Source organism: Streptomyces sp. NPDC057287, assembly GCF_042667905.1.
Classification (GTDB): Bacteria; Actinomycetota; Actinomycetes; order Streptomycetales; family Streptomycetaceae; genus Streptomyces.
In genome coordinates this window covers 316,448-340,038 of sequence record NZ_JBHUYV010000006.1, presented here as the reverse complement: position 1 = coordinate 340,038, position 23,591 = coordinate 316,448, and the positions used below count along the sequence as shown (strand labels likewise).

Here is a 23,591-nt window from a genome sequence, read left to right as displayed (position 1 = left end):
AGGCGTGGGCATGCCCCTGGTGACGGGCAGGAGGCAGCTAACAGGCAGCGCAAAGGGTCAGTGTAGCCAAACGCCACACTGATGTCCAGTCGGGGTTCTCAGAGACCCACGTTGCTCTCAACAGCTGTTCTCAACACCTATGAATAGCCCTCGCGCGGTGTGCGCTCTTCTTTACTGCCCTCTTCGCTCTCGATCCATGCCTCGGATGCGGATCGAGATGACGACGCGTCCTGAGAATTGCGCGCCGCGTGCGGTTCGTCAAGACCCGGGGGTCCCGGCGGACGACCGACGATCTTCACCTGCGCCCGGAGGACGCCGGTTGACGCCTCCTGGCGCCCCGGAGAAACGCACGGCGAAGATCACCCTACTCGCCGCGGGCGGAAGATCAAGGCAGCCTCCTGGGGCACGCCAAAGGGCGACCACCCGGATGGGTGATCGCCCTTTGCGATGTGACATCCCCGCCTCGCGGAAGGGACAGTCCTGAGGAGTCAGATGACTCGCAGGGTCACTTGACCTCGACGGAGGCGCCGGCGCCCTTGAGGGACTCGGCAGCCTTCTCGGCGGCCTCCTTGGCGACCTTCTCGAGGACGGGCTTCGGGGCGCCGTCGACGAGGTCCTTGGCCTCCTTGAGACCCAGCGAGGTCAGCTCACGCACGACCTTGATGACCTGGATCTTCTTCTCGCCGGCACCCGTGAGGATGACGTCGAACTCGTCCTGCTCGGCCTCGGCCTCGGCGGCGGGGCCACCGGCGGCGGGACCGGCAACGGCGACGGCCGCGGCGGCGGTGACGTCGAACTTCTCCTCGAACGCCTTAACGAACTCGGAGAGCTCGATGAGGGTGAGCTCCTCGAACTGGGCGAGCAGGTCTTCCTGGCTGAGCTTCGCCATGATGGCGTCCTTCCACTAATTCGGCAGGTGCCGGATGTATATGTAGGCGGGCGTACGGGCCCGCTGCGAGCCGGTGGAGCGGAGTGTTACTCCGCCACCTCGGCGTCGGCGGGAGCCGGCGTACCGGCACCGCCCTGCTCGGCCTTCTTGGCGCGAAGCGCTTCCGCGGTGCGGACGAACTTCGACGGCAGAGCCTGGAAGAGCTGCGCAGCCTGAGTCTGCTTGCCCTTCATGGCGCCGGCCAGCTTGGCGAGCAGAACCTCGCGGGACTCGAGGTCCGCGAGCTTCTTGATCTCATCGGCGGACAGCGCCTTACCATCAAGGACACCGCCCTTGATGACGAGGTTGGGGTTGTCCTTGGCGAAGTCACGAAGACCCTTCGCCGACTCCACCGGGTCACCGGTGATGAAGGCAACTGCCGTCGGACCTGCGAACAGGTCGTCCAGCGTGTCGATCCCGGCCTCGTTGGCCGCAATCTTGGTCAGCGTGTTCTTCACCACGGCGTACTGGGCGTTCTCACCGAGCGAACGGCGCAGCGTCTTGAGCTGCGCCACGGTGAGACCCCGGTACTCGGTCAGCACAGCGGCGTTCGAGCTGCGGAACTGGTCCGTCAGCTCGGCTACCGCGGCAGCCTTGTCGGGCCTTGCCATGAGCGTCGGCCTCCTTCCGGGTGATGAGGACCGCTCAGAAGGGGCCGGGAAAGAACAAACGCCCCGGCGCAGGCGCCAGGGCGTAGCTCGACCGAATGAATCCGGGAGCTTTCCACGGTCACCTGCGCAGGTCGTCCGTTCTCGACGGATCCTTCGGTCACCGGTTTCTCCTGCGAGAGCACGGCAACGACCAGCGGTCTTTGGCTTCTTGGTGAGAGTACGCGATCGGGGCCGTTCGGAGCAAATCCGTCACGGTCCGACCGGTGCGAGAGGTTTAGGGGCCGCTCGGAGGGCGTGGCATACGCCGCTCGGACGACGTGGCGTACGTACGAGGACGGGCCCCGCAGCCTTCTGGAGGCTGCGGGGCCCGTCCGTGCCGTGACGTCGGCTACCGGGTGAGCACGGAGGCTCAGACGGAGGCCGGGTCCTCCTCGACGAGGAGGTTGCGCACGCGGTTGGAGTCCAGCGGGATGCCGGGGCCCATCGTCGTGCTCATGGTCGCCTTCTTGATGAAGCGACCCTTCGCGGCGGACGGCTTCAGGCGGAGGATCTCCTCGAGGGCCGCGCCGTAGTTCTCGACCAGCTTCGTGTCATCGAAAGAGGTCTTTCCGATGATGAAGTGCAGGTTCGAGTGCTTGTCGACGCGGAACTCGATCTTTCCGCCCTTGATGTCGTTGACAGCCTTCACGACATCGGGGGTGACGGTGCCGGTCTTCGGGTTCGGCATCAGACCACGCGGACCGAGCACGCGGCCCAGGCGGCCGACCTTGCCCATGAGGTCCGGCGTGGCGACGACGGCGTCGAAGTCCAGGCGGCCCTTGGCCACCTCGTCGATGAGCTCGTCGGCGCCGACGATGTCGGCGCCCGCGGCTTCCGCGGCCGCAGCACGGTCACCGGTCGCGAAGACCAGGACCCGGGCGGTCTTGCCGGTGCCGTGCGGGAGGTTCACGGTGCCACGGACCATCTGGTCGGCCTTGCGCGGGTCTACACCCAGCGCGAACGCGACCTCGACGGTGCTGTCGAACTTGGTGGCGGCGGTGTCCTTGGCGATACGGACGGCCTCGAGCGGGGCGTACTGGCGCTCCCGGTCGATCTTCGCGTCCGCAGCGCGGAGGTTCTTGCTGCGCTTCACATCTACTCCTGTGGTTTTCAGAGTGTGGAGTCGTGGTGCGGACCAGCGCTTGGTCCTACCACTGTGGGGCTACGGGGCTGACTCAGCCTTCGACCGTGATGCCCATGGAACGGGCGGTGCCAGCGATGATCTTCGACGCGGCGTCGAGGTCGTTGGCGTTCAGGTCGGGGAGCTTGGTCGTGGCGATCTCGCGGACCTGGGCAGCCGTGAGCTTGGCAACCTTGGTCTTGTGCGGCTCGCCGGAGCCCTTGTCCACACCCGCGGCCTTGAGGATCAGCTTGGCGGCCGGCGGAGTCTTCGTGATGAAGGTGAAGGAACGGTCGTCGTAGACCGTGATCTCCACCGGCACGACCATGCCACGCTGCGACTCGGTCGCGGCGTTGTAGGCCTTGCAGAACTCCATGATGTTCACGCCGTGCTGGCCCAGTGCGGGACCGACCGGCGGCGCCGGGTTGGCCGCACCGGCGTTGATCTGGAGCTTGATAAGCCCCGTGATCTTCTTCTTCTTGGGAGGCATTGCTCTCTCCGGGTCCTAGTGAGAGTGTTTCGCCGCCATTCCGGTCATCCGGATGGAGGCATACCGCGCAACGATAACGGGTATAGCTGCGCGACCAAAAACCGAGCAGGTCAGAGCGGCTGCGAAGCCGGTCTGACCTGCTCGGTAAGCATGTGTCCAGAAGCTGGCGGAAAGCCGATCAGTTCTTCTGGATCTGGTCGAAGCTCAGCTCGACCGGGGTCTCGCGACCGAAGATCTCGACGAGGCCCTTGACCTTCTTCGAGTCGGCGTTGATCTCGTTGATCGTCGCCTGCAGCGTCGCGAACGGGCCGTCGGTGACGGTGACCGAGTCGCCCACCTCGAAGTCCAGGACCTGCACCTCGACCTTGCGGGCCGGAGCCGGCTTGCCCTCGGCCTCGGCCGCCTCGCGGGCCGCCTTCTCCTCGGCCTCGGGGGCGAGCATCTTGACGATCTCGTCCAGGGTCAGCGGGTACGGGTCGTAGGCGTTGCCCACGAAGCCGGTGACACCGGGCGTGTTGCGGACAACACCCCAGGACTCGTTCGTCAGGTCCATGCGCACCAGGACGTATCCCGGGAGCTTGTTCTGACGGACGTTCTTCCGCTCACCGTTCTTGATCTGGACGATCTCTTCCTCGGGCACCTCGGCCTGGTAGATGAAGTCCTCGACGTTGAGCGAGACGGCGCGCTGCTCCAGGTTGGCCTTCACGCGCTTCTCGTAGCCCGCGTAGGTGTGGATGACGTACCACTCGCCGGGAAGTCCGCGCAGCTCCTCGCGGAGCGCGGTGACGGCGTCGACGGGGGCGGCCGGCTCGGCCTCCTCGGCGTCGGACTCGTCGGTCGCGTCGTCCTCGGCCGCCTCTTCGTCCTCGTCGGACTCTTCGTCCTCGGACTCGTCCTCGTCGGACTCGGCGTGTACGGCGTCCTGCTCGGCGGGCTCGCCCGCGGCGTCGTCAGCAGCTTCGACCTGGTCCGGGGCCACGGCGTCTGCCGCCTCGACGATGTCGAGCTCGTCCTCGGCGGACTCGACGGCGCTCGCCGTGGGCTCGGCGTCGTCGTTCAGGTTCGGGTCAGACACGATGGCTGCTTCTTCCTGGATACAAATGGGTGGAACATGCGAAAGGGGCGCCGATGAGGCGCCCTCCGCGGGGATCAGCCGAAGACGTACTTGATGACCCGCGCAAATCCGAAGTCAATCACGGTGACGAGACCGATCATGACGACCACGAACGCGATCACTACGGCCGTGTACGTGGACAGCTGGCTGCGCGTGGGCCATACGACCTTGCGGAGCTCGGCGACGATCTGGCGGTAGAACAGCGCGAGACGGCCCAGAGGGCCCTTCTTTCCGCGCTTCCCGCCCTTCCGAGCCTTTTTCTTCGACTCGGGGGCTTCATCCTCGGCATCAGGCATGTCGATGGAGCCCACGGCGTCCGTCACGCTACTCACCTGATTCCGGGTCGTGGCCGTGCCGCGCCCGGTGGAGCCGCACGGCTGTGCATTGAAGTACGTACATGCGCACACATCCTGGCGAAGGAGTGTGTAGCAGGGCCGGAGGGACTTGAACCCCCAACCGCTGGTTTTGGAGACCAGTGCTCTACCAATTGAGCTACGACCCTTTGTGGTTTCCACCAACCTACCGCATCTTCCCCGGCGAACCGGTTGGGAAAACGGTGCGGCTGATGAAGGCCAACGACAGGTGAGTGTACGTGTTCCGGGGCGTCGCGTCGAACAGACAACTACCGACCGGTCCTGTCCGGATGCTGTCCGACTCCTGTCCGCTCCCTGAAACCGCTGTGCCCCGGGCATTTCCGGTCTGCGAGCATGGGGGGCATGAGCGCTGCAACTTCTCCGACCGAGCGCCGGGTTTCCGCCCGCGTCGGTGCGATCTCCGAGTCCGCCACCCTCGCCGTCGACGCCAAGGCCAAGGCCCTGAAGGCCGCCGGGCGTCCGGTGATCGGCTTCGGCGCCGGCGAGCCCGACTTCCCGACACCCGGTTACATCGTGGACGCCGCGATCGAGGCGTGCCGCAACCCGAAGTACCACCGCTACACCCCGGCGGGCGGGCTCCCCGAGCTCAAGGCCGCCATCGCGGAGAAGACCCTGCGCGACTCCGGCTACGAGATCGACGCCTCCCAGATCCTCGTGACCAACGGCGGCAAGCAGGCCATCTACGAGGCCTTCGCCGCGATCCTCGATCCGGGCGACGAGGTCATCGTCCCGGCTCCCTACTGGACCACGTACCCGGAGTCCATCCGTCTCGCCGGCGGTGTCCCGGTCGAGGTCGTCGCCGACGAGACCACCGGCTACCGCGTCTCCGTGGAGCAGCTGGAGGCGGCCCGCACGGAGCGCACCAAGGTCGTCCTGTTCGTCTCCCCGTCCAACCCGACCGGCGCCGTCTACAGCGAGGCCGACACCGAGGCCATCGGCCGCTGGGCCGTCGAGCACGGCCTGTGGGTCATGACGGACGAGATCTACGAACACCTGGTCTACGGCGGCGCGGCCGCGGCCTCGCTCCCGGCGGTCGTGCCCGAGCTGCGCGACAAGTGCATCGTGGTCAACGGTGTCGCCAAGACCTACGCCATGACCGGCTGGCGCGTCGGCTGGATCATCGGCCCCAAGGACGTCGTGAAGGCCGCGACCAACCTCCAGTCGCACGCCACCTCCAACGTCAGCAACGTCGCGCAGGTCGCCGCGCTAGCCGCCGTCTCCGGCCCGCTGGACGCGGTCGCCGAGATGCGGACCGCCTTCGACCGCCGGCGCAAGACGATCGTGCGCATGCTGAACGAGATCGACGGCGTGCTCTGCCCCGAGCCCGAGGGCGCGTTCTACGCCTACCCGTCGGTGAAGGGCCTGCTCGGCAAGGAGATCCGCGGCAAGCGTCCCGCCGACTCCGTCGAGCTCGCCGCCCTGATCCTGGACGAGGCCGAGGTCGCCGTGGTGCCGGGCGAGGCCTTCGGCACCCCGGGTTACCTGCGGCTGTCCTACGCGTTGGGCGACGACGACCTCGTCGAGGGCGTCTCGCGGCTCCAGAAGCTGCTGGGCGAGGCCCGCGACTGACGCGGAGCACTCACCTGAGGAAAGTGGCTCCCGGCTCCGGCCGGGGGCCACTTCTCTGTTCGAGCGGTAACTCACAAGGGGATCCGGCTACCGCGACACCCCTCGTGTGCGGCAAGATCCTTCAATGGAGCGTGACGTACGGCGGTTGCCCAAGGCCCATCTGCACCTGCACTTCACCGGGTCGATGCGGCCCACGACCCTGCTCGAACTGGCGGACAAGTACGGGGTCCGTCTGCCCGAGGCGCTGACCGGGGGTGAGCCGCCCCAGCTGCGGGCCACCGACGAGCGCGGCTGGTTCCGCTTCCAGCGCCTCTACGACATCGCCCGGTCCTGCCTCCGCTCCCCGGAGGACATCCAGCGGCTGGTGCGCGAGACCGCCATGGAGGACGTCGCGGACGGTTCCGGGTGGCTGGAGATCCAGGTCGACCCCACCTCGTACGCCCCGCTGCTCGGCGGGCTCATCCCGGCCATCGAGATCATCCTCGACGCCGTGGACAGCGCCGCGAGGGAGACCGGTCTCGGGATCCGGGTGGTGATCGCCGCCAACCGGATGAAGCATCCGCTGGACGCCCGCACCCTGGCCCGGCTCGCCGTGCGGTACGCGGACCGGGGTGTCATCGGTTTCGGTCTCTCCAACGACGAGCGCCGCGGGATGGCCCGCGACTTCGACCGCGCCTTCGCCATCGCCCGTGAGGGCGGTCTGATCGCCGCCCCGCACGGCGGCGAACTCTCGGGCCCCTCCAGCGTCCGGGACTGCCTGGACGACCTCGACGCCTTCCGGATCGGGCACGGTGTGCGGGCGGCCGAGGACCCGAGGCTGCTGCGCAAGCTCGCGGAGCGGGGAGTGACCTGCGAGGTCTGCCCGGCGTCCAACGTGGCACTCGGCGTCTACGAGAAGCCCGCCGATGTACCCCTGCGCACTCTGTTCGACGCCGGGGTGCCGATGGCCCTCGGCGCGGACGACCCGCTGCTCTTCGGTTCCCGGCTGGCCGCGCAGTACGAGCTCGTACGCCGCCATCACGCGTTCACCGACGAGGAACTGGCCGAGCTGGCACGGCAGTCCGTGCGGGGCTCGGTGGCTCCCGCCGAGGTGCGGGAGGAACTGCTGGGCGGGATCGACGCGTGGCTCGCTAGCTGATGCCGGCCAGCAGGGTGCGCGCGAGGGACGCGGCGAAGGCGTCCAGCGGCTGCGGGGCCCCGCCCGTCTCGTAGGCGAAGGCACGCTGCGCGCAGGCGCCCAGCAGCAGCGAGGCGGCGGCATAGGTGTCGGCGCCGGGGCCGACACGGCCTGCCCGCTGCTCGGCACGCAGATAGGCGTCGAGCCCCTGGATCGGCTTGTGCGGGCCGGTGCCCATCTCGCGCATCGCCGCTTCGTGGCGGTGCTTGAGCCGGGGTTCGGCGTACAGGGAGGCGAGCACCGGGAAGGTCTGCTCGTAGAAGAGCGCCGCCTGGCGGGCGATCTCGGTGAGATTCTGCTCCAGTTCCCCGGTGCCCGCCTCCAGATCGCTCAGCAGGGGGCCCAGCCTCGGCATGCGTTCGCCGAGGACGGTGACGAAGAGCTCCTCCTTGCTCGTGAAGTACTTGTACAGCGCGGCCTCGGAACAGCCGGCGGCCTTCGCGATCTCCTTCGTCGTCGTCCGCGCGAGGCCGATGCCGAGCATGAGCTCATGAGCCGCGTCGATGATGCGGATGCGGGCCGGCTTCTGCTCCACGAGTGCTCCAGAAAGGGTTGACGAAGGGGTGAGCGTCCACTCACCCTAAGGGTGAGTGAATACTCACCCACCTGAGGAGGGCGTGTGTCATGAGGCTCACAGTGTTCGGAGCGACGGGGGCCGTCGGCCAGGAGATCGTGCGGCAGGCGCTCTCGGCGGGGCACGAGGTGACGGCCGTGGTCCGGGATCCCTCGCGGCTCCCGGAGGGGCTGCGGGGTGCGGATCTCCACGGGGTCGTGCCGCTGGGCGACGTGGCCGCCGTGCGCGGGGCGGTGGCGGGACGGGACGCGGTGCTCTCCGGGCTCGGGGCGCGGGGCCGGAAGGCCGGCGACGTGGCGGAGCGGCTGACCCGGCAGGTGCTGGGGGCGATGGAGGCGGAGGAAGTGCGGCGGCTGCTGGTCGTGAGCGCGGCACCGGTCGGCCCGGAGCCTGCGGACGACCCCCTGCTGGACCGGGCGGTCCGCCGGGTGATCGGCACGGTCCTCAGGGAGGTGTACGCGGATCTGACGCGCATGGAGGCCGCCCTGACCGCAAGCGCGGCGGACTGGACGTCGGTGCGGCCGCCGAAGCTGACGAACGGCCCGCGGACGGGGACGTACCGGACGGTCGTGGGCGGCACCCCGCGCAGCGGGCGGTCCATCGCGCGGGCCGATGTGGCCCACGCGATGCTGGCGCTCATCGGCGAGCCGGCCGCCGTGCGGCAGGGCGTGGGCGTCGCCTACTGAACGCCGCGCGGGACCGCCGACCCGAACGGCCCGAACGGCCCGAACGGCCCGAACGGCCCCTACAGGCTGACTCCCACCGTCACCGGCTCGTTGACGAGGGTGACCCCGAAGGCCTCGTGGACCCCTGCGACGACCTCGCGCGCCAGGGCCAGCAGGTCCTCGGTGGTCGCCCCGCCCCGGTTGGTGAGGGCGAGCGTGTGCTTGGTGGAGATGCGGGCGGGGCCTGTGCCGTAGCCCTTGGTGAAGCCCGCCTTGTCGATGAGCCAGGCGGCCGAGGTCTTCACGCGCCCGTCGCCCGCGGGGAAGGCCGGGGGCGTGACGTCCGCGCCCAGGCGCTCGGCGGCGCGGGCGAGGAAGGCCGCGTGCTCCGCCTCGTCGAGGATCGGGTTGGTGAAGAAGGACCCGGCCGACCAGGTGTCGTGGTCCTCCGGGTCGAGCACCATCCCCTTGCCCGCCCGCAGCCGGAGGACGGTCGCGCTGGCGTCGGCGGCGGGGACCCGGTCGCCCTGCTCGACCCCCATGGCCCTGGCCGTCTCCGGGTAGCGGAGGGGTGCGGAGCGACCACCCGCGTCCTCCAGCCCGAAACGGACACGGAGGACGACGAAACGGCCCGGTTCGGCCTTGAAACGACTGTGGCGGTAGGAGAACGCGCAGGCCTCGTTCGCCAGGGTGACCGTCTCCCGGGCGTGCCGGTCGTAGGCGACGACCTCGGTGATGACGGAGGACACCTCCTGCCCGTAGGCACCGACGTTCTGGATCGGCGTCGCCCCGGCGGATCCGGGGATCCCGGCGAGGCACTCGATCCCTGCCAGTCCTGCGGCGACCGTGCGGGCCACGGCGTCGGTCCAGACCTCGCCCGCGGCGAGCTCCAGCGTCGTACCGGAGAGCTCGAAGCCCTCGGTCGCGACGCGGAGGGCCGTTCCGTCGAAGCCCTTGTCGCCGATGACCAGGTTGGAGCCGCCGCCGACGACCAGGAGCGGGGTGCCGCTGTCGTCGGCTTCGCGTACGGCGGCGATCACCTCGTCGTCGGTCGTGGCCGTCAGGAGGCGGCTGGCCGGGCCGCCGAGCCGGAAGGTGGTCAGGGGGGCGAGGGGGGCGTCGTGGAGTTCCTGCACGGGGACAAGAGTACGGTCCACGGCCCCGGCACCCGGGCGGGGCCACGGGGGCACGGACAGGGGCGCACCTGGGCGGGGGCCGCGGACAGCGCGAAGGGCGCCCTCCCGAGGAGGACGCCCTTCGGGCCGACGCGGAAGCGGCGGGTCAGGCGAGGCGGACGACCGCGCGGGACATGCCCAGCACCTTCTTGCCGTCGCTCATCGCCGTCAGGTCGACCCGTACCAGGTTGTCGTCCAGCTTCGCGGCGACCTTGCCGCTGACCTCGATCAGCGCCCCGGTGCCGTCGTTCGGCACGACGACCGGCTTGGTGAACCGCACCCCGTACTCGACGACCGCACCCGGGTCGCCGGCCCAGTCCGTGACCACCCGGGCCGCCTCGGCCATCGTGAACATGCCGTGCGCGATCACGTCCGGCAGACCGACCTCGGTCGCGAACTTCTCGTTCCAGTGGATCGGGTTGAAGTCACCGGAGGCGCCCGCGTACTGCACCAGCGTCGCCCGTGTCACCGGGAACGACTGCGCCGGCAGCTCCGTGCCGACCTCGACCGCCCCGTAAGCAATGGTCGCCGTCATCACGCCTCCTCGGCGGCGCGCGCCACCAGCTTCGTCCACGCGGTCACGACGTGCTCACCGGACTCGTCGTGCACCTCACCGCGGATGTCCACGATGTCGTTGCCCGCCATCGTCTTGATGGCCTCGATGGTGGAGGTGACCGTCAGCCGGTCCCCCGCCCGGACGGGACGCACGTACGCGAACTTCTGGTCACCGTGCACCACGCGGCTGTAGTCCAGGCCCAGCTGAGGGTCCTGGACGACCTGGCCCGCGGCCTTGAAGGTGATGGAGAAGACGAACGTGGGGGGAGCGATCACATCCTGGTACCCGAGAGCCTTGGCGGCCTCCGGATCCATGTACGCGGGGTTGGTGTCACCCACCGCTTCCGCGAACTCCCGGATCTTCTCCCGGCCGACCTCGTACGCCGGGGTGGGCGGATAGGTCCGCCCCACGAAGGACTGGTCGAGCGCCATGAGCTCGGTACCTCCTGAGAAAGTCGAATAGGGCGAGGAACAACCCAATACAACGACACGAGGCCGCCCCCAGTGGGGACGGCCTCGTGTACGAGCCTGTTTCAGCGCGTTTCGCGGTGCGCAGTGTGTGAGTTGCAGCGCGGGCAGTGCTTCTTCATCTCAAGACGGTCCGGGTTGTTACGCCGGTTCTTCTTGGTGATGTAGTTCCGCTCCTTGCACTCCACGCAGGCCAGCGTGATCTTCGGGCGGACGTCGGTGGCAGCCACGTGAGTGCTCCTTGGACGGACGGATGGACGGATGAACGCAAAAAAGAGTAGCCGATCGAAGGACCGACCCCACAATCGGCTACCGTTAGTAGCGGTGACCGGACTTGAACCGGTGACACAGCGATTATGAGCCGCTTGCTCTACCGACTGAGCTACACCGCTTTGATGCCGGGTTTCCCCCGCCGAAGCGGGATGACCCGATCACCAGAGCCCCAATGCGGAATCGAACCGCAGACCTTCTCCTTACCATGGAGACGCTCTACCGACTGAGCTATTGGGGCGAGCGAGGAAGACATTACACGGTCTGTCGCCGACGCCCAAATCCGTTTCCGCGGCCCTCTCCGGACCCCGTTCCGCACCCGGGGCGGCCCTCGTCGCCACCCCCCTGATCAGGCCCTTGATCAGCGCGTACGCGATCTCCGCGGATCAGCGCACGGGCACCCGCGGCGCCCTCCTCCTGCCCGCTCCCGCCCTCGGCCCTCCAGAGCCACATTCGTACGACTAATGCGCTCCTCCTCGGAGCGAGCGGAGCCTCCGCCTAAGTTGGGCGCACTCTGCGTGATCTTGCATTCCCTCAGGAGCGGCGCGATGCCCGACAGCCACAGCGGCGCGCCCGCACTCCTCCTCAGCGGGGCCCGGCTCGCGGACGGGCGCACCGTCGACGTGCGGATCGGCGGCACGCGTATCGAGGCGGTGGGCACGGCGGGCAGCCTCACCACCCGGGGGACCCGTCTGGACCTGCGCGGCTACCTCCTGCTGCCCGCCCCCGCCGAGCCCCACGCCCACGCGGACACGGCACTCACCGGCGCCGCCGACGGCCCCGTGTCCTGCCTGCCCGACGACGTCCGGCGCCGGGCCACGGAGGCCGCACTGCTCCAGCTCAGCCACGGGGCCACCGCGCTGCGCGCCCACGTGCGCGTGGGCGACGTGCGGGGGCTCGGTTCCCTCGAAGGCGTCCTGGGGGCCCGCCGTTCCCTGCGCGGCCTCACCGAGGTGACCGCCGTCGCCGTGCCCCGGCTCCTCACCGGCGTCGCGGGCGCCGACGGCCTCGCCGTGCTCCGCGACGCCGTGGACATGGGCGCGGGCGTGATCGGCGGCTGCCCCGACCTCGACCCGGATCCCGCCGGCCACACCGAAGCGGTCCTGGACCTCGCCGCCGCCAGGGGCCTCCCCGTCGACCTGCACACCGACGGTGACGACCCCGCCCGGCTCGCCCGGCTGGCCGCCATGGCCGGCGGACTCCGCCCCGGCCTCTGCCTCGGCCCCTGTGCGGGCCTCTCGCGGCTTCCCGGCACCGAGGCGGCCCGCGCCGCCGACCGGCTCGCCGCCGCCGCCGTGACGGTGGTCTGCCTCCCCCAGGGCGGCTGCTCGGGCTCCCGGCACCGCGGGAGCCCGCCCGTACGGCTGTTGAGGGCCGCCGGAGTGCGGGTGGCCGCGGGCAGCGGAGCCCTGCGCGACCGTGCCAACCCCGTCGGCCGGGGCGACCCCCTGGAGGCCGCCTACCTCCTCGCCTCCCAGGGCGGCCTCGGTCCCGAGCACGCCTACGAAGCCGTCTCCACCGGCGCGAGAGCGGCCCTGGGCCTTCCCCGGGTGCGCGTCGAGGCGGGCTTCCCCGCCGAGCTGCTGGCCGTGCGCGGGGACGGGCTGGCCGGCGTGCTCTCCCTCGCGTACAGCCGGATCGTGGTGCACCGGGGCCGCGTGGTGGCGCGTACCAGCGCCGTACGCGAGTACTGCGACTCCGAGGCCGCGGCCGCCCTCGACCTCCCCCGTCAGGGACGCGCCGATTCCGGCACCGGCGCCGGGCCTTGAGCACGAGCGCCTCGCGCGGCGTACGGTCGGAGACATGCGCATTGTCATTGCAGGTGGACATGGTCAGATCGCGCTGCGGCTGGAGCGGCTGCTCGCCGCGCGCGGTGACGAAGCGGTGGGTGTCATCCGCGACCCGAAGCAGAGCGAGGACCTGAGGGCGGCCGGGGCCGAGCCCGTCGTCCTCGACCTCGAATCGGCGTCCGTCGAGGAGGCGGCGGAGGTCCTGCGGGGAGCGGACGCCGTGGTCTTCGCGGCCGGCGCGGGCCCCGACAGCGGCTCCGCACGCAAGGACACGGTGGACCGGGGGGCGGCTGTGCTCTTCGCGGACGCGGCGGAACGGGCGGGGGTGCGCCGCTACGTCGTGGTGTCGTCCATGGGCGCCGACCCGGGCCGCACCGGCGACGAGGTCTTCGACATCTACCAGCGGGCCAAGGGCGAGGCGGACGCGTACGTGCGCTCCAGGAGCGGCCTGGACTGGACGATCCTGCGCCCCGGGATGCTCACGAACGACGCCGGGACCGGCCAGGTCCTGCTCGCCGCGTCGACGGGCCGCGGCCCGGTCCCCCGCGACGACGTGGCGGCGGTGCTGGCGGAGCTGCTGGACACCCCGGCGACCGCGGGCCTGACACTGGAGCTGATCAGCGGGTCCACGCCGGTGACGGTCGCGGTGAAGGACGTCGCGGGGAACTGAGGCGCGGCGCCGGCCGTTGTCCGCGCAGGTGATGTGGTTCCCCGCAGGCGTGCCTGCGGGCCCCACACCGGACCGGCCGCCCGCACACCGGCCGTTGAGCTGCGGCCTCCGACATGGAGGGTCATCCGGGTACACGCCCGGGATGTCGACCCGCTGACTTGGAGACCTCCATGCATCTCACGTACTCGACTGCCGCACCGCAGGAGCCCTCGGGCGGCATAGCGGGCTGGGCCACCGGACTCGTCGAAACTCTGGGCGGCCCCGGAGCGGGCCTGGCCATCGCTCTGGAGAACCTCTTCCCCCCGCTGCCGAGCGAGGTGATCCTCCCGCTGACCGGGTTCGCCGCCGGGCAGGGAGTGCTCAGCCTGGCCTCGGCGCTGTTCTGGACGACGCTCGGCTCGGTCGTGGGAGCCCTGGTCCTCTACTGGATCGGCGCGGCCTTCGGCCGGGAGCGCATGCGCGCCCTGTGGGCGAAGCTGCCGCTGGTGAAGGCCTCCGACCTGGTGCGCACGGAGGAGTGGTTCGCGAAGCACGGCACCAAGGCGGTCTTCTTCGGCCGCATGGTGCCGGTCTTTCGCAGCCTCATCTCCGTCCCTGCCGGCGTGGAGCGCATGCCCCTGCCCGTCTTCCTCACCCTGACGGCACTCGGCAGCCTGATCTGGAACTCGGTTCTGGTGATGGCCGGATACTGGCTGGGCGACCGGTGGGAGACGGTGGGGACGTATGTGGGACTCGCCTCCAAGGCGGTGCTCGCCCTGGCGGTCGTGGCCGTCGTGACGTACGTCGTCCTGCGGCTGCGCGGCGCCGCCCGGGCCCGTGGCGGTTCCTGACCCGCGCCGGCCCTGTCGTCCGGACCACCCGTACCGAGGCCGGGGGCGCGGATGGTGACGACCCGCGAGGCACGGCGCGAGGCGTTCAGGACCGGTGGAGCGTTCGCGGGATAGCGTCGCCGTATGGACGGTGGCCCTGATCGCCGAGGCTGGCTCCCCTGCTACGCGGCCGGGGCGGTGTTCGCCGTGTGCATGGCCGGGACCACCCTGCCGACGCCGCTCTACGGCCTCTACCAGGACGAACTCGGGTTCTCCGAACTGACGGTGACCGTCGTGTACGCCGTGTACGCCTTCGGCGTCATCGGCGTACTGCTGCTGGCGGGAAACGCCTCCGACGCCGTGGGCAGGCGCCCCGTACTGCTGTGGGGGCTGGGGTGCGCGGCGGTGAGCGCCGCCTGCTTCCTGGGTGCCTCCGCTCTGGGCTGGCTCTTCGCGGGGCGGCTGCTGTCGGGCCTGTCCGCCGGGCTGTTCACGGGCGCGGCCACCGCGTACGTGATGGAACTGGCGCCGGGCAGGGACTCCCCCAGAGCCTCGTTCGTGGCGACCGCCGCGAACATGGGCGGCCTGGGCTGCGGCCCCCTGCTCGCCGGAATCCTCGCCCAGTACGCCCCGTGGCCGCTGCACCTGCCGTTCGTCGTCCACCTGGTGCTGCTGGCCGCATCGGCGGTCGTCCTGCTCGGCCTGAGGGAGACCGTGCGTGAGCGGCGGCCGCTGAGCTCCGTCCGCCCGCAGCGGCCCGGACTGCCGTCCGGGGTCCGAGCGGTGTTCAGGCCCGCGGCGCTCGCCTCCTTCGTGGGATTCGCCCTGTTCGGGGTGTTCACCTCGGTCAGCCCGGCGTTCCTGTCCGAGTTCCTGGACGTGGACAACCACGCGGTGAGCGGGCTGATCGTCGCCTTGGCCTTCTTCGCCTCGATCGCCGGGCAGTCGGCGGTCGGCAGGATCGGTGAGCAGCGGTCGCTGCCGCTGGGCTGCGCAGGCCTCCTCGGCGGCCTCGCCCTGCTCGCGGCAGCGCTGTGGTGGCAGCTGCTGCCCCTGGTGGTGCTGAGTGCGCTCCTCGGCGGCGGGGGCCAGGGACTGACCTTCCGCGCCGCCCTGGCCCAAGTGGCCGCGGCCTCCCCGGCGGACAAGCGGGCGGCGGTCATCTCGACGCTGTTCGTGGTGGCCTACGCGGGCATCTCGCTGCCGGTGATCGGCGTCGGCGTCCTCTCCGGCCACATCGGCCTCCAGGACGCGGGGCTGGTCTTCATCGCGTGCATGGCGGTCCTGGTCACGTGCGCCGGGGTCTACCTGCTGCGGCGCCCCGCACCGTCGGGCGGCGGGCCCACCACGTCGGGTCCGGCAGCCTGAGGAGGTGACGGACCGCCACCACATCGGGTGGAAACCGCACGCAAGCGGGATGAAGGGGCATCGAAAAAGCTAGGGTCGCGGCGTGAGTCGAACCGATCAGGCCGTCGAGGGCGCGGGGCCGTTCACGACCCGGATGACCTGGCGTCTCAGTGACGGAAGCACCGCCGTCTGGGAATCACGGCAGGCACGCAAGCGCGGCCTGCTCACCGTACGGGCCGCAGGAGAGCCGGAGGCCCGGCCCCGACGCGCGGACACCGCGTCGGTGCGCCGCCTCCGCCTGCTCAACGCGGTTGCGGCCGGTACGTTCGCGGCCGGTGGGGGCCTGTTCGTCGCAGGTGCCGCGGTGGCCCAGTTCGGCCCCGCCGACGCGACGGGCGCCTGGATCTATTTCGCCGGCGGTCTGTTCTTCAACACGGGCGGCTACGCGTCACTTCTGCAGGCGATCCAGGCTCCTCGCCAGGACAGCACGAGCGCGTCACTCGCCGCACGCCGATGGAGTTGGTGGAGCTACGAGCCCGGCCGGATCGACTGGCTGAGCACCTTCCTGCTGTTCGTGGGAACGCTGGTGTTCGGCATCAACCTGGTCGGCTCCCTCCTGGGAGGGCTTTCGGCGCGGCAGGAGAACGGGCTGGTCTGGGCACCGGACCTGATCGGGTGCACGCTGTTCCTCATCTCGGGACATCTGGCCCTGCTGGAGGTCTGCCACGGCCGGCCGGGCGTGCGGCCGCACGATCTCGGCTGGTGGATCGTCGCGGTCAACCAGCTCGGATCGGTGCTCTTCATGGCTTCGGCACTGGCCGACTTCACCCGCCCCGCCACGGGAAGCGTCCTGAACGTCGACATCGCCAACTGGGGCACGCTCACGGGCGCGCTCTGCTTCTCCGTCGGAGGGGTGCTCCAGTTCTTCGAACGGCCCTGATCCCCACCGGCCCACACACGCAGAAACCCCGCCCGGCCTGATGCCCGATCAGGTCTCTCGGAGTACCCCGGAAAAGACCTCGCCCACCCCATGCCGGCGGAGAACAATGCCGGGCATGGGGACAGACACCGACCGGGCCGGCCCCGACCCTGGACCGGCCGCGCTGACGGATCGCGTTCTTCGGGGCATCGGCACAGCACCACGGGAGTGGATCGAGACCGGCACGAGAGTGGAACGAGACGGAGTGAGCCTGTCCCCGGGGAACAGCTGGGGGGACACGCCGTGACAAGGGTGGGATCCGGGTGGGACGACGTGAGATTTCGGGGGCCGGCAGGCCCGCTCCGCAGCACCACGTGCACGCACGAAAAAACCCCGCCCGACCTGGTGTTTAAGCAGGTCGGACGGGGTTCCCGTCCTGTGGCGGCGCCAGGGTTCGAACCTGGGTAGGCTGAGCCGGCAGATTTACAGTCTGCTCCCTTTGGCCACTCGGGCACACCGCCTGGAACGACGCCTCGGACCCCGCTCAGGACTCCTTGGCGACGACGTAAACGATACCCGATACCCAGGGGTGCTACGCCACCCGGTTGATCAGTGCCGGGCGCGGGCGGGGGTGGCTAGGCTTTGTGCCGTACCCAACGCATACGACGCAAGGAGCCACACGTCATGGCCGACTCCAGTTTCGACATCGTCTCGAAGGTCGAGCGGCAGGAGGTCGACAACGCCCTCAACCAGGCCGCCAAGGAGATCTCCCAGCGCTACGACTTCAAGGGGACGGGCGCGTCGATCTCCTGGTCCGGCGAGAAGATCCTGATGGAGGCGAACGGCGAGGAGCGGGTCAAGGCGATCCTCGACATCTTCCAGTCCAAGCTGATCAAGCGCGGGATCTCCCTGAAGTCGCTGGACGCGGGCGAGCCTCAGCTCTCCGGCAAGGAGTACAAGATCTTCGCCACGATCGAGGAGGGCATCTCCCAGGAGAACGCCAAGAAGGTGGCGAAGATCATCCGCGATGAGGGCCCGAAGGGCGTCAAGGCACTGGTCCAGGGCGACGAGCTGCGCGTCAGTTCCAAGAGCCGGGACGACCTGCAGGAGGTGCAGGCGCTGGTCAAGGGCAAGGACCTCGACTTCGCGGTGCAGTTCGCCAACTACCGGTAGACGGTGCGCTGCCGTGTGCAGCGGGTCGTGGGCGGGGCGGGGCGTGCCGGTGGGCCGTGCTCCGCCCCGTTGCCGTATCCCGGGGCCCTGCGGGCGTGCCCCGGGCCCTGGCAGCCGCGTCCAGGCCCCTGCGGGCGTGTCCGGGGCCTCTGCGGGCGTGTCCCGGGGTCCGTGCGGCCGGTCCGGGGCTGCGTGCGGGGGCGGGTCAGCGGCGTTCGCGGGAGTTGCCGAAGAGCAGCCGGTAGGCGATCAGCAGGACGAGGGAGCCGGCGATGGCTGCGACCCAGGTGGCCGTGTCGTAGAAGTCGGTGCTGATGGGGCGGTCCAGGAAGCGGGACGACAGCCAGCCGCCGAGGAAGGCCCCCACGATGCCGATGAGGGTGGTGCCGATGATGCCGCCGGGGTCGCGGCCCGGCAGGAGAATCTTGGCTATGGCGCCGGCCAGCAGCCCGAGGATGATCCAGCTGATGATGCTCATGTTCGCGTCCTACCCGTCACTCGTTCCTGCAAGCCATGACGCATTCAGGACGGGTGCGGTTGCCGGCCGGCCGCTCCGCTAGTGGCCGACGAGCGGCTGGTCGCTCGGGACGATCTCCTTGCCGAAGGGCATCAGCGAGACCGGGATGAGCTTGAAGTTCGCCATGCCCAGCGGGATCCCGATGATCGTGATGCACAGGGCGATGCCGGTGAAGATGTGGCCCAGCGCGAGCCACCAGCCCGCAAGGATCACCCAGAGGACGTTGCCGATGAGGGAGCCGCCTCCGGCACCGGGACGGTCCACGACGGTGCGGCCGAAGGGCCAGAGTGCGTAGACGCCGATACGGAACGCGGCCACGCCGAAGGGGATGCCGATGATCGTGATGCAGAGCAGGAGCCCCGCGGCGATGTAGCCCAGGAACATCCAGAGTCCGCACAGGACCAGCCATATGACGTTCAGGATTGCGTTCATGGTCGATACCCTGCCATCTGCTCGAGTCGGGCGATGCGTTCAGCCATGGGCGGGTGGGTGGAGAACATCTTCGACATGCCCTGGCCGGGGCGGAACGGGTTCGCGATCATCATGTGGCTCGCGGTCTCGATCCGCGGTTCGGGTGGGAGGGGAAGCTGTTTGGTCCCGGCGTCGAGCTTGCGCAGGGCGGACGCCAGGGCGAGCGGGTCGCCGGTGAGCTGAGCCCCGGACGCGTCGGCCTGGTACTCACGGGAACGGCTCACGGCCAGCTGGATCACGGAGGCGGCGAGCGGGCCGAGGATCATGACCAGGAGCATCCCGAGGAGACCGGGGCCGTCGTCGTCGTCCGACCGCCCGACGGGGATGAGCCAGGCGAAGTTGACCAGGAACATGACGACGGAGGCGAGGGCTCCCGCGACGGAGGAGATGAGGATGTCGCGGTTGTAGACGTGGCTCAGCTCATGGCCGAGGACACCGCGCAGCTCCCGCTCGTCGAGGATCTGGAGGATGCCTTCGGTGCAGCACACGGCGGCGTTGCGCGGGTTGCGGCCGGTGGCGAAGGCGTTCGGTGCCTGCGTCGGGGAGATGTAGAGCCGGGGCATGGGCTGGCGCGCCGCGGTCGACAGCTCGCGGACGGTGCGGTAGAGCTGCGGCGCCTCGAATTCGCTGACCGGGCGGGCCCTCATGGCGCGCAGGGCGAGCTTGTCGCTGTTCCAGTACGCGTAGGCGTTGGTGGCGAGCGCGACGAGAAGGGCCACGATCAGGCCGGTCCGTCCGAAGAAGCTGCCGATGACGATGATGAGGGCCGAGAGGCCCCCGAGGAGTACAGCGGTTTTCAGCCCGTTGTGCCGGCGGTGCACGGTACGCCCTCCAAGTGGTGCAGCAGGGGAACCCTTGCTCGGTGGTGCTCCACTCCCCAGTGGAACTTCCTGTACTGGTCAACGCGAGGCGAAGGAAGCTAGTTCCCTTGTGCGAGATGGCCGGGGGCACAGGCAGCAGGGGCGGATCCTGGTGGATCCGCCCCTGGGCCGTACGGGTGGATGTGCCTGCGCGGGCGGGTGGCGCCCCGCGGCGGAGGGGTGAGGTCAGCGCTGGGCGGGGAGCCCCGCGAGCGCGCGCGCCTCGGCGTCCGACTCGACCTCGCTGGTGCAGTGGGCACAGCGGGTGGCGATCGAGGGGATCTCGCTGAAGCAGTGGGGACAGTCGCGGAGGGCGGCCTTGATGTCGGCCGCCTTCTCCTCCTCCTTGGCCGTGAAGCGGTTCTGGACCTTGGCCATGGGGAGGACGACCAGGAAGTAGAGGACCGCGGCGGTGATGAGGAAGGCGATGGCGGCGCTGATGAAGAGGCCGTAGGGGAACGTCACGCCGTCGACGGAGTAGGAGGCCTTGCTGAAGTCGCCGGTGCCACGGGTGAAGAGACCGATCAGCGGCACGATGAACGCGTTGCTGAAACCGGTGACCACGGCGGTGAAGGCGGCTCCCACAGCGAGGCCGATGGCCATGGAGATGACGTTCCCGCGGAGGATGAAGTCCTTGAACCCGTTCAGCACCGCTCTGGCTCCCTCTGTGCTCTTCATGTCGTACCCGTCCTGCGTTCCCTTTCGGGACGCGTGCACGCATGACCATGCCCTGTGCGTGGCTCCACGGGCAAGCCGGACGGAGCCGCTCAGAAGAGGCTGACGGCGGCGAAACGAAGGATGAGCTGCGGGGCGCCGGACAGTGTGATTCCGGCTACGGCGGTCAGGGCGATCGCCAGGGTGAGCGGGGCCGGGACCCGGTGCTTGCGTACTGCGGGAACCGTGCCGGCCGGCGTGACCGTCTCCGGCTCCGGCTCCGGCTCCGGCTCCGGCTCCGGGGACAGGAAGAGCACGGCGGTCCACCGGAGGTAGTAGTACAGCGCGATCACCACGTTGACGGCCATGACGACGGCGAGCCAGCCGAGTCCCGCGTCGACGGCCGCGGAGAAGACCGTGACCTTGGCGAAGAGGCCGACGATGCCGGGCGGCAGGCCCGCCAGGCAGAGCAGGAAGAACCCCAGGGCGAGCGCGGCCAGCGGGCGGGTGGCGTACAGGCCCCGGTAGTCGCTGAGACGGTTCCCCGGGTGGGTGCGGGCGACGAGGGCGGCGACCGCGAAGGCTCCGAGGTTCACCACCGCGTACATGAGCGCGTAGGCGACGGTCGAGCCGATCTGCTCGTCGCTGGAGTAGGCGGCTGCCGCGATCGGTACGAGGAGATAGCCGGCCTGGCCGACGGACGACCAGGCGAGCAGGCGTACGGCGCTGCGGGCCCGGGTGGCGTTCTGCCGGAGCGCGGCGAGGTTGCCGGTGGTCATGGTGAGCGCGGCGAGGACGGCCAGGGCGGGGCCCCACACGTCGGCGTACGACGGGAAGCCGATGACCGTGACGAGGATGAGGCCGGAGAAGCCCACCGCCTTGCCGACGACCGAGAGGTACGCGGCGATGGGGAGCGGCGCCCCCACATAGGTGTCCGGGACCCAGAAGTGGAACGGGGCGACGGCCGTCTTGAAGGCGAAGCCGACGAGCGTGAGGACGACGCCCGCCTCGGCGAGGGTGGAGAACCTGCCCGGTACGTCGTCGAGCCGGGCGGCGATCTCGGTGAGGTGCATGGTGCCGGTGGTGGCGTAGACGAAGCTGACGCCGAGGAGCATGACGGCGGTGGCGACGACCGAGGAGAGGAAGAACTTCAGCGCCGCCTCGGAGGAGCGCCGGTCGCCGCGTTTGATGCCGACCAGCGCGAACGCGGGGAGCGAGGCGACTTCGAGGGCGACGACGAGGGTGGCCAGGTCCCGCGCGGCCGGCAGGAGCGCGGCGCCCGCCGCGGAGGAGAGCAGCAGGAACCAGAACTCGCCGGCGGGGAGCTTGCGGGTGTCGCCGATCGAGAGCAGAGCGGTGAGCAGTGCCCCGCCGAGCACAAGTGCCTGGATGACGAGCGCGAAGTGGTCTGCGGTGTAGCTGCAGGCCTGGGTCCCGCCGGTGAGGCAGAAGGTGGAGCGGTCACCGGCGCGCAGCGGGACGATCGCGGCGAGCGCGGCGAGGAGCCCGGCGACGGCTCCCCAGCCGAGGAGCGGCTTGTGCCGTTCGCCGACGAAGAGGTCCGCAACGAGGACGAGCAGGGCCGCGGACGCCGCGATGACGGGGGGTGCGATCGCGAGCCAGTCGACGGACTGGACGAGGCTTTCCGCCCCGGTCGCACTGCCTGCTGCCACGGTCACGACTTGCCTCCTGCGAGGAGCTTCTGCACGGCCGGGTCGGTGAGGCCGAGGAGGACGGCGGGCCAGAGTCCGGCGAGGACGGTCAGGGCGGCGAGCGGGGTCCAGGCGGCGAATTCGTGGCGCTGGATGTCGGCGACCTGGTGGGGGTGCTCCCGGTGCTCGCCCATGCAGACACGGCGAACGACGATCAGCATGTACGCGGCGGTGAGCAGGGTGCCGAGGGCGCCGATCGCCATGAAGGTGAGGAAGGCGGGGCGGCTGAGACCTGCGGCGGGGTCGAAGGCGCCGAACAGCGTGAGCATCTCCCCCCAGAAACCGGCGAGCCCGGGGAGTCCGAGCGACGCGACCGCGGCGAAGGCGAGGAGGCCGCCCAGCCGGGGCGCCCGGCCGTAGAGGGCGGCGCCGGTGGCTCCGGACAGGGTGTCGAGGTCCGCCGTGCCGTAGCGGTCCTTGACCGCGCCGACCAGGAAGAACAGCAGGCCGGTGATGAGACCGTGGGCGATGTTCGCGAAGAGCGCGCCGTTGACGCCGGTCGGGGTCATCGTCGCGATGCCGAGGAGCACGAAGCCCATGTGGCCCACGGAGGAGTAGGCGATCAGGCGCTTCAGGTCGCCCTTGGCGCCGGGGCGGGCGAGGGCGAGGCAGGCGAGGGATCCGTAGATGATCCCGACGACGGCGAAGGCGGCGAGGTACGGCGCGAAGGTCTGCATCCCGTCGGGGGCGGCGGGGAGCAGGATGCGGACGAAGCCGTACGTGCCCATCTTCAGCAGCACGCCGGCGAGGAGGACGGAACCGACGGTGGGGGCCGCGGTGTGGGCGTCGGGCAGCCAGCTGTGCAGGGGCCACATCGGGGTCTTCACGGCGAGCCCGACACCGACCGCGAGTACGGCGATGACCTGCACGGACGTGGTCAGGCCGCGGCCGTTGTCAGTGGCGAGTGCCACCATGTCGAAGGTGCCGCTCTTCAGTCCGATGAGGAGCAGCCCCAGCAGCATGATCACGGAGCCGAGCAGCGTGTAGAGGATGAACTTCCAGGCGGCGGGCTGCTTCCGGTCGCCGCCCCAGCGGGCGATGAGGAAGTACATCGGGATGAGGACCATCTCGAAGGCCAGGAAGAACAGCATCAGGTCGAGGACGGCGAAGGTCGCGAGGGTGCCGGACTCGAGGACGAGGACGAGAGCGACGAAGGCCTTCGGGGAGGGGCCTGCGGGGAGCTTGAAGTAGCTGTGGAGCGCGCAGAGGAAGGTCAGCAGCGCGGTCAGCACGAGAAGGGGGAGCGAGATGCCGTCGGTGCCGAGGTGGATCCGGACGTCGAGAGCCGGGATCCAGCTGATGTCCGTGGTGGCCTGCATCTTCGACGGGTGGTCGTGGTCGAAGCCCGCGGCCAGGACGAGCGCGGCGAGGAGTACGACGCCGGTGACGGTGACGCCGTGGCGGAGTACGGCCTGGTCGGGGTTCCTGCCCCTGAGTCCGGGCGGGGCGGGCAGGAGGGCCGCGACCGCGCCGAGGAGCGGGACGACGACGACGAACGCCAGAAGGAACTGCATCACGGATGCGCTGATATCGAACACGG

At 70.0% G+C, this 23,591-nt stretch carries 26 protein-coding genes and 4 tRNA genes; 9 read left to right on the top strand and 21 right to left on the bottom strand.

Annotated features, from left to right (window positions below; genetic code table 11):
• Positions 1-505 precede the first annotated feature (505 nt).
• From rplL to ACFUNE_RS14505, 7 genes are all read right to left on the bottom strand, one after another.
• On the bottom strand, positions 506-889 hold the full coding sequence (gene rplL / locus ACFUNE_RS14535) for a 50S ribosomal protein L7/L12 (RefSeq protein WP_103517760.1): 384 nt from the start codon (positions 887-889) through the stop codon (positions 506-508).
• 86 nt (positions 890-975) lie between these two features.
• Complete coding sequence (rplJ, locus tag ACFUNE_RS14530) at positions 976-1,539, bottom strand: 50S ribosomal protein L10 (RefSeq protein WP_383566446.1); 564 nt, start codon at positions 1,537-1,539, stop codon at positions 976-978.
• Between the two features lie 409 nt (positions 1,540-1,948).
• Positions 1,949-2,671, bottom strand: a complete 723-nt coding sequence (gene rplA, locus ACFUNE_RS14525) for a 50S ribosomal protein L1 (RefSeq protein WP_383566443.1) — start codon at positions 2,669-2,671, stop codon at positions 1,949-1,951.
• An 82-nt stretch (positions 2,672-2,753) separates the two neighbouring features.
• Positions 2,754-3,188 (bottom strand): 50S ribosomal protein L11, encoded by a 435-nt coding sequence (gene rplK, locus ACFUNE_RS14520; RefSeq protein WP_073740413.1) that lies wholly within the window; start codon positions 3,186-3,188, stop codon positions 2,754-2,756.
• Between the two features lie 178 nt (positions 3,189-3,366).
• Positions 3,367-4,263: a transcription termination/antitermination protein NusG gene (gene nusG / locus ACFUNE_RS14515; protein ID WP_383566440.1), complete on the bottom strand. Its 897-nt coding sequence runs from the start codon at positions 4,261-4,263 to the stop codon at positions 3,367-3,369.
• A gap of 74 nt (positions 4,264-4,337) precedes the next feature.
• The gene (secE, locus tag ACFUNE_RS14510; protein ID WP_356532983.1) at positions 4,338-4,625 is read right to left on the bottom strand and encodes a preprotein translocase subunit SecE; all 288 of its coding nucleotides are present in this window, start codon (positions 4,623-4,625) and stop codon (positions 4,338-4,340) included.
• 106 nt (positions 4,626-4,731) lie between these two features.
• Positions 4,732-4,804, bottom strand: a tRNA-Trp gene (locus ACFUNE_RS14505).
• A 214-nt stretch (positions 4,805-5,018) separates the two neighbouring features.
• Between ACFUNE_RS14505 and ACFUNE_RS14500 the strand changes: the two genes are divergently transcribed.
• A complete protein-coding gene (locus tag ACFUNE_RS14500; protein ID WP_383566437.1) occupies positions 5,019-6,245 on the top strand; it encodes a pyridoxal phosphate-dependent aminotransferase in 1,227 nt (408 codons plus the stop codon).
• Positions 6,246-6,369: 124 nt separating this feature from the next.
• On the top strand, positions 6,370-7,383 hold the full coding sequence (locus tag ACFUNE_RS14495) for an adenosine deaminase (RefSeq protein WP_383566434.1): 1,014 nt from the start codon (positions 6,370-6,372) through the stop codon (positions 7,381-7,383).
• Here ACFUNE_RS14495 and ACFUNE_RS14490 read toward each other — a convergent pair.
• Positions 7,376-7,957, bottom strand: a complete 582-nt coding sequence (locus ACFUNE_RS14490) for a TetR/AcrR family transcriptional regulator (protein ID WP_383566431.1) — start codon at positions 7,955-7,957, stop codon at positions 7,376-7,378. The two genes, ACFUNE_RS14495 and ACFUNE_RS14490, sit on opposite strands and share 8 nt — an antisense overlap.
• An 89-nt stretch (positions 7,958-8,046) precedes the next feature.
• Between ACFUNE_RS14490 and ACFUNE_RS14485 the strand changes: the two genes are divergently transcribed.
• The gene (locus ACFUNE_RS14485; RefSeq protein ID WP_383566427.1) at positions 8,047-8,682 is read left to right on the top strand and encodes an NAD(P)-dependent oxidoreductase; all 636 of its coding nucleotides are present in this window, start codon (positions 8,047-8,049) and stop codon (positions 8,680-8,682) included.
• A gap of 59 nt (positions 8,683-8,741) precedes the next feature.
• Here the strand turns inward: ACFUNE_RS14485 and ACFUNE_RS14480 are convergent, their stop codons facing one another.
• The 6 genes from ACFUNE_RS14480 to ACFUNE_RS14455 form a co-directional block, all read right to left on the bottom strand.
• Positions 8,742-9,797 carry a UDP-N-acetylmuramate dehydrogenase gene (locus ACFUNE_RS14480; RefSeq protein WP_383566424.1) on the bottom strand — a complete coding sequence of 352 codons (1,056 nt, stop codon included), beginning with the start codon at positions 9,795-9,797 and terminating at the stop codon, positions 8,742-8,744.
• A 145-nt stretch (positions 9,798-9,942) separates the two neighbouring features.
• Complete coding sequence (locus ACFUNE_RS14475) at positions 9,943-10,371, bottom strand: MaoC family dehydratase (protein ID WP_383566421.1); 429 nt, start codon at positions 10,369-10,371, stop codon at positions 9,943-9,945.
• The gene (locus tag ACFUNE_RS14470) at positions 10,371-10,823 is read right to left on the bottom strand and encodes a MaoC family dehydratase N-terminal domain-containing protein (RefSeq protein WP_383566418.1); all 453 of its coding nucleotides are present in this window, start codon (positions 10,821-10,823) and stop codon (positions 10,371-10,373) included. Before ACFUNE_RS14470 ends, ACFUNE_RS14475 begins: the two co-directional genes overlap by 1 nt.
• 101 nt (positions 10,824-10,924) lie before the next feature.
• On the bottom strand, positions 10,925-11,089 hold the full coding sequence (gene rpmG, locus ACFUNE_RS14465; RefSeq protein WP_003956487.1) for a 50S ribosomal protein L33: 165 nt from the start codon (positions 11,087-11,089) through the stop codon (positions 10,925-10,927).
• Between the two features lie 89 nt (positions 11,090-11,178).
• A tRNA-Met gene (locus ACFUNE_RS14460) sits at positions 11,179-11,251 on the bottom strand.
• 46 nt (positions 11,252-11,297) lie between these two features.
• Positions 11,298-11,370: transfer RNA gene (locus ACFUNE_RS14455), tRNA-Thr, on the bottom strand.
• Between the two features lie 307 nt (positions 11,371-11,677).
• Between ACFUNE_RS14455 and ACFUNE_RS14450 the strand changes: the two genes are divergently transcribed.
• From ACFUNE_RS14450 to ACFUNE_RS14430, 5 genes are all read left to right on the top strand, one after another.
• Complete coding sequence (locus ACFUNE_RS14450) at positions 11,678-12,898, top strand: amidohydrolase family protein (RefSeq protein ID WP_383566414.1); 1,221 nt, start codon at positions 11,678-11,680, stop codon at positions 12,896-12,898.
• Between the two features lie 34 nt (positions 12,899-12,932).
• Positions 12,933-13,589, top strand: a complete 657-nt coding sequence (locus tag ACFUNE_RS14445; RefSeq protein WP_383566411.1) for an SDR family oxidoreductase — start codon at positions 12,933-12,935, stop codon at positions 13,587-13,589.
• 170 nt (positions 13,590-13,759) lie between these two features.
• Positions 13,760-14,419, top strand: a complete 660-nt coding sequence (locus ACFUNE_RS14440) for a DedA family protein (protein ID WP_383566407.1) — start codon at positions 13,760-13,762, stop codon at positions 14,417-14,419.
• Between the two features lie 123 nt (positions 14,420-14,542).
• Positions 14,543-15,766, top strand: coding sequence for an MFS transporter (locus ACFUNE_RS14435; RefSeq protein ID WP_383566404.1), 1,224 nt, complete (start codon positions 14,543-14,545; stop codon positions 15,764-15,766).
• A gap of 82 nt (positions 15,767-15,848) precedes the next feature.
• Complete coding sequence (locus tag ACFUNE_RS14430; RefSeq protein WP_383566401.1) at positions 15,849-16,685, top strand: hypothetical protein; 837 nt, start codon at positions 15,849-15,851, stop codon at positions 16,683-16,685.
• Positions 16,686-17,103: 418 nt separating this feature from the next.
• On the opposite strand, the gene ACFUNE_RS14425 is transcribed toward ACFUNE_RS14430, so the two are convergent.
• Positions 17,104-17,185, bottom strand: a tRNA-Tyr gene (locus tag ACFUNE_RS14425).
• A gap of 163 nt (positions 17,186-17,348) precedes the next feature.
• Here ACFUNE_RS14425 and ACFUNE_RS14420 point away from each other — a divergent pair.
• Positions 17,349-17,837, top strand: coding sequence for a YajQ family cyclic di-GMP-binding protein (locus tag ACFUNE_RS14420; RefSeq protein WP_329231786.1), 489 nt, complete (start codon positions 17,349-17,351; stop codon positions 17,835-17,837).
• Between the two features lie 205 nt (positions 17,838-18,042).
• Here ACFUNE_RS14420 and ACFUNE_RS14415 read toward each other — a convergent pair whose 3' ends face one another.
• The 6 genes from ACFUNE_RS14415 to ACFUNE_RS14390 all read right to left on the bottom strand — a co-directional run bounded on the left by ACFUNE_RS14415 (position 18,043) and on the right by ACFUNE_RS14390 (position 23,565).
• On the bottom strand, positions 18,043-18,315 hold the full coding sequence (locus tag ACFUNE_RS14415) for a GlsB/YeaQ/YmgE family stress response membrane protein (RefSeq protein ID WP_383566398.1): 273 nt from the start codon (positions 18,313-18,315) through the stop codon (positions 18,043-18,045).
• Positions 18,316-18,393: 78 nt separating this feature from the next.
• The gene (locus tag ACFUNE_RS14410) at positions 18,394-18,786 is read right to left on the bottom strand and encodes a YccF domain-containing protein (RefSeq protein ID WP_383566395.1); all 393 of its coding nucleotides are present in this window, start codon (positions 18,784-18,786) and stop codon (positions 18,394-18,396) included.
• Positions 18,783-19,646 (bottom strand): zinc metalloprotease HtpX, encoded by an 864-nt coding sequence (gene htpX, locus ACFUNE_RS14405; protein ID WP_383566392.1) that lies wholly within the window; start codon positions 19,644-19,646, stop codon positions 18,783-18,785. The genes ACFUNE_RS14410 and htpX overlap by 4 nt, the downstream gene beginning before the upstream one ends.
• A gap of 225 nt (positions 19,647-19,871) precedes the next feature.
• Positions 19,872-20,336 (bottom strand): large conductance mechanosensitive channel protein MscL, encoded by a 465-nt coding sequence (gene mscL, locus ACFUNE_RS14400; protein ID WP_383566755.1) that lies wholly within the window; start codon positions 20,334-20,336, stop codon positions 19,872-19,874.
• Between the two features lie 116 nt (positions 20,337-20,452).
• Positions 20,453-22,018: an NADH-quinone oxidoreductase subunit N gene (locus ACFUNE_RS14395; protein ID WP_383566388.1), complete on the bottom strand. Its 1,566-nt coding sequence runs from the start codon at positions 22,016-22,018 to the stop codon at positions 20,453-20,455.
• Entirely contained in the window at positions 22,015-23,565 is a 1,551-nt protein-coding gene (locus tag ACFUNE_RS14390) for a NuoM family protein (protein WP_383566752.1), read from the bottom strand. The genes ACFUNE_RS14395 and ACFUNE_RS14390 overlap by 4 nt, the downstream gene beginning before the upstream one ends.
• Positions 23,566-23,591 lie beyond the last annotated feature (26 nt).

What these genes read in the sequence shown, in the direction of transcription:
- rplJ (WP_383566446.1), bottom strand. Translation starts at nt 1,539, where the DNA reads ATGGCAAGGCCCGACAAGGCTGCCGCGGTAGCCGAGCTGACGGACCAG.
- rplL (WP_103517760.1), bottom strand. Translation starts at nt 889, where the DNA reads ATGGCGAAGCTCAGCCAGGAAGACCTGCTCGCCCAGTTCGAGGAGCTC.
- ACFUNE_RS14470 (WP_383566418.1), bottom strand. Translation starts at nt 10,823, where the DNA reads ATGGCGCTCGACCAGTCCTTCGTGGGGCGGACCTATCCGCCCACCCCG.
- ACFUNE_RS14450 (WP_383566414.1), top strand. Translation starts at nt 11,678, where the DNA reads ATGCCCGACAGCCACAGCGGCGCGCCCGCACTCCTCCTCAGCGGGGCC.
- ACFUNE_RS14410 (WP_383566395.1), bottom strand. Translation starts at nt 18,786, where the DNA reads ATGAACGCAATCCTGAACGTCATATGGCTGGTCCTGTGCGGACTCTGG.
- ACFUNE_RS14420 (WP_329231786.1), top strand. Translation starts at nt 17,349, where the DNA reads ATGGCCGACTCCAGTTTCGACATCGTCTCGAAGGTCGAGCGGCAGGAG.
- ACFUNE_RS14390 (WP_383566752.1), bottom strand. Translation starts at nt 23,565, where the DNA reads ATGCAGTTCCTTCTGGCGTTCGTCGTCGTCGTCCCGCTCCTCGGCGCG.
- ACFUNE_RS14440 (WP_383566407.1), top strand. Translation starts at nt 13,760, where the DNA reads ATGCATCTCACGTACTCGACTGCCGCACCGCAGGAGCCCTCGGGCGGC.
- rplK (WP_073740413.1), bottom strand. Translation starts at nt 3,188, where the DNA reads ATGCCTCCCAAGAAGAAGAAGATCACGGGGCTTATCAAGCTCCAGATC.
- ACFUNE_RS14495 (WP_383566434.1), top strand. Translation starts at nt 6,370, where the DNA reads ATGGAGCGTGACGTACGGCGGTTGCCCAAGGCCCATCTGCACCTGCAC.
- ACFUNE_RS14485 (WP_383566427.1), top strand. Translation starts at nt 8,047, where the DNA reads ATGAGGCTCACAGTGTTCGGAGCGACGGGGGCCGTCGGCCAGGAGATC.
- ACFUNE_RS14500 (WP_383566437.1), top strand. Translation starts at nt 5,019, where the DNA reads ATGAGCGCTGCAACTTCTCCGACCGAGCGCCGGGTTTCCGCCCGCGTC.
- ACFUNE_RS14445 (WP_383566411.1), top strand. Translation starts at nt 12,933, where the DNA reads ATGCGCATTGTCATTGCAGGTGGACATGGTCAGATCGCGCTGCGGCTG.
- ACFUNE_RS14435 (WP_383566404.1), top strand. Translation starts at nt 14,543, where the DNA reads ATGGACGGTGGCCCTGATCGCCGAGGCTGGCTCCCCTGCTACGCGGCC.
- ACFUNE_RS14475 (WP_383566421.1), bottom strand. Translation starts at nt 10,371, where the DNA reads ATGACGGCGACCATTGCTTACGGGGCGGTCGAGGTCGGCACGGAGCTG.
- ACFUNE_RS14415 (WP_383566398.1), bottom strand. Translation starts at nt 18,315, where the DNA reads ATGAGCATCATCAGCTGGATCATCCTCGGGCTGCTGGCCGGCGCCATA.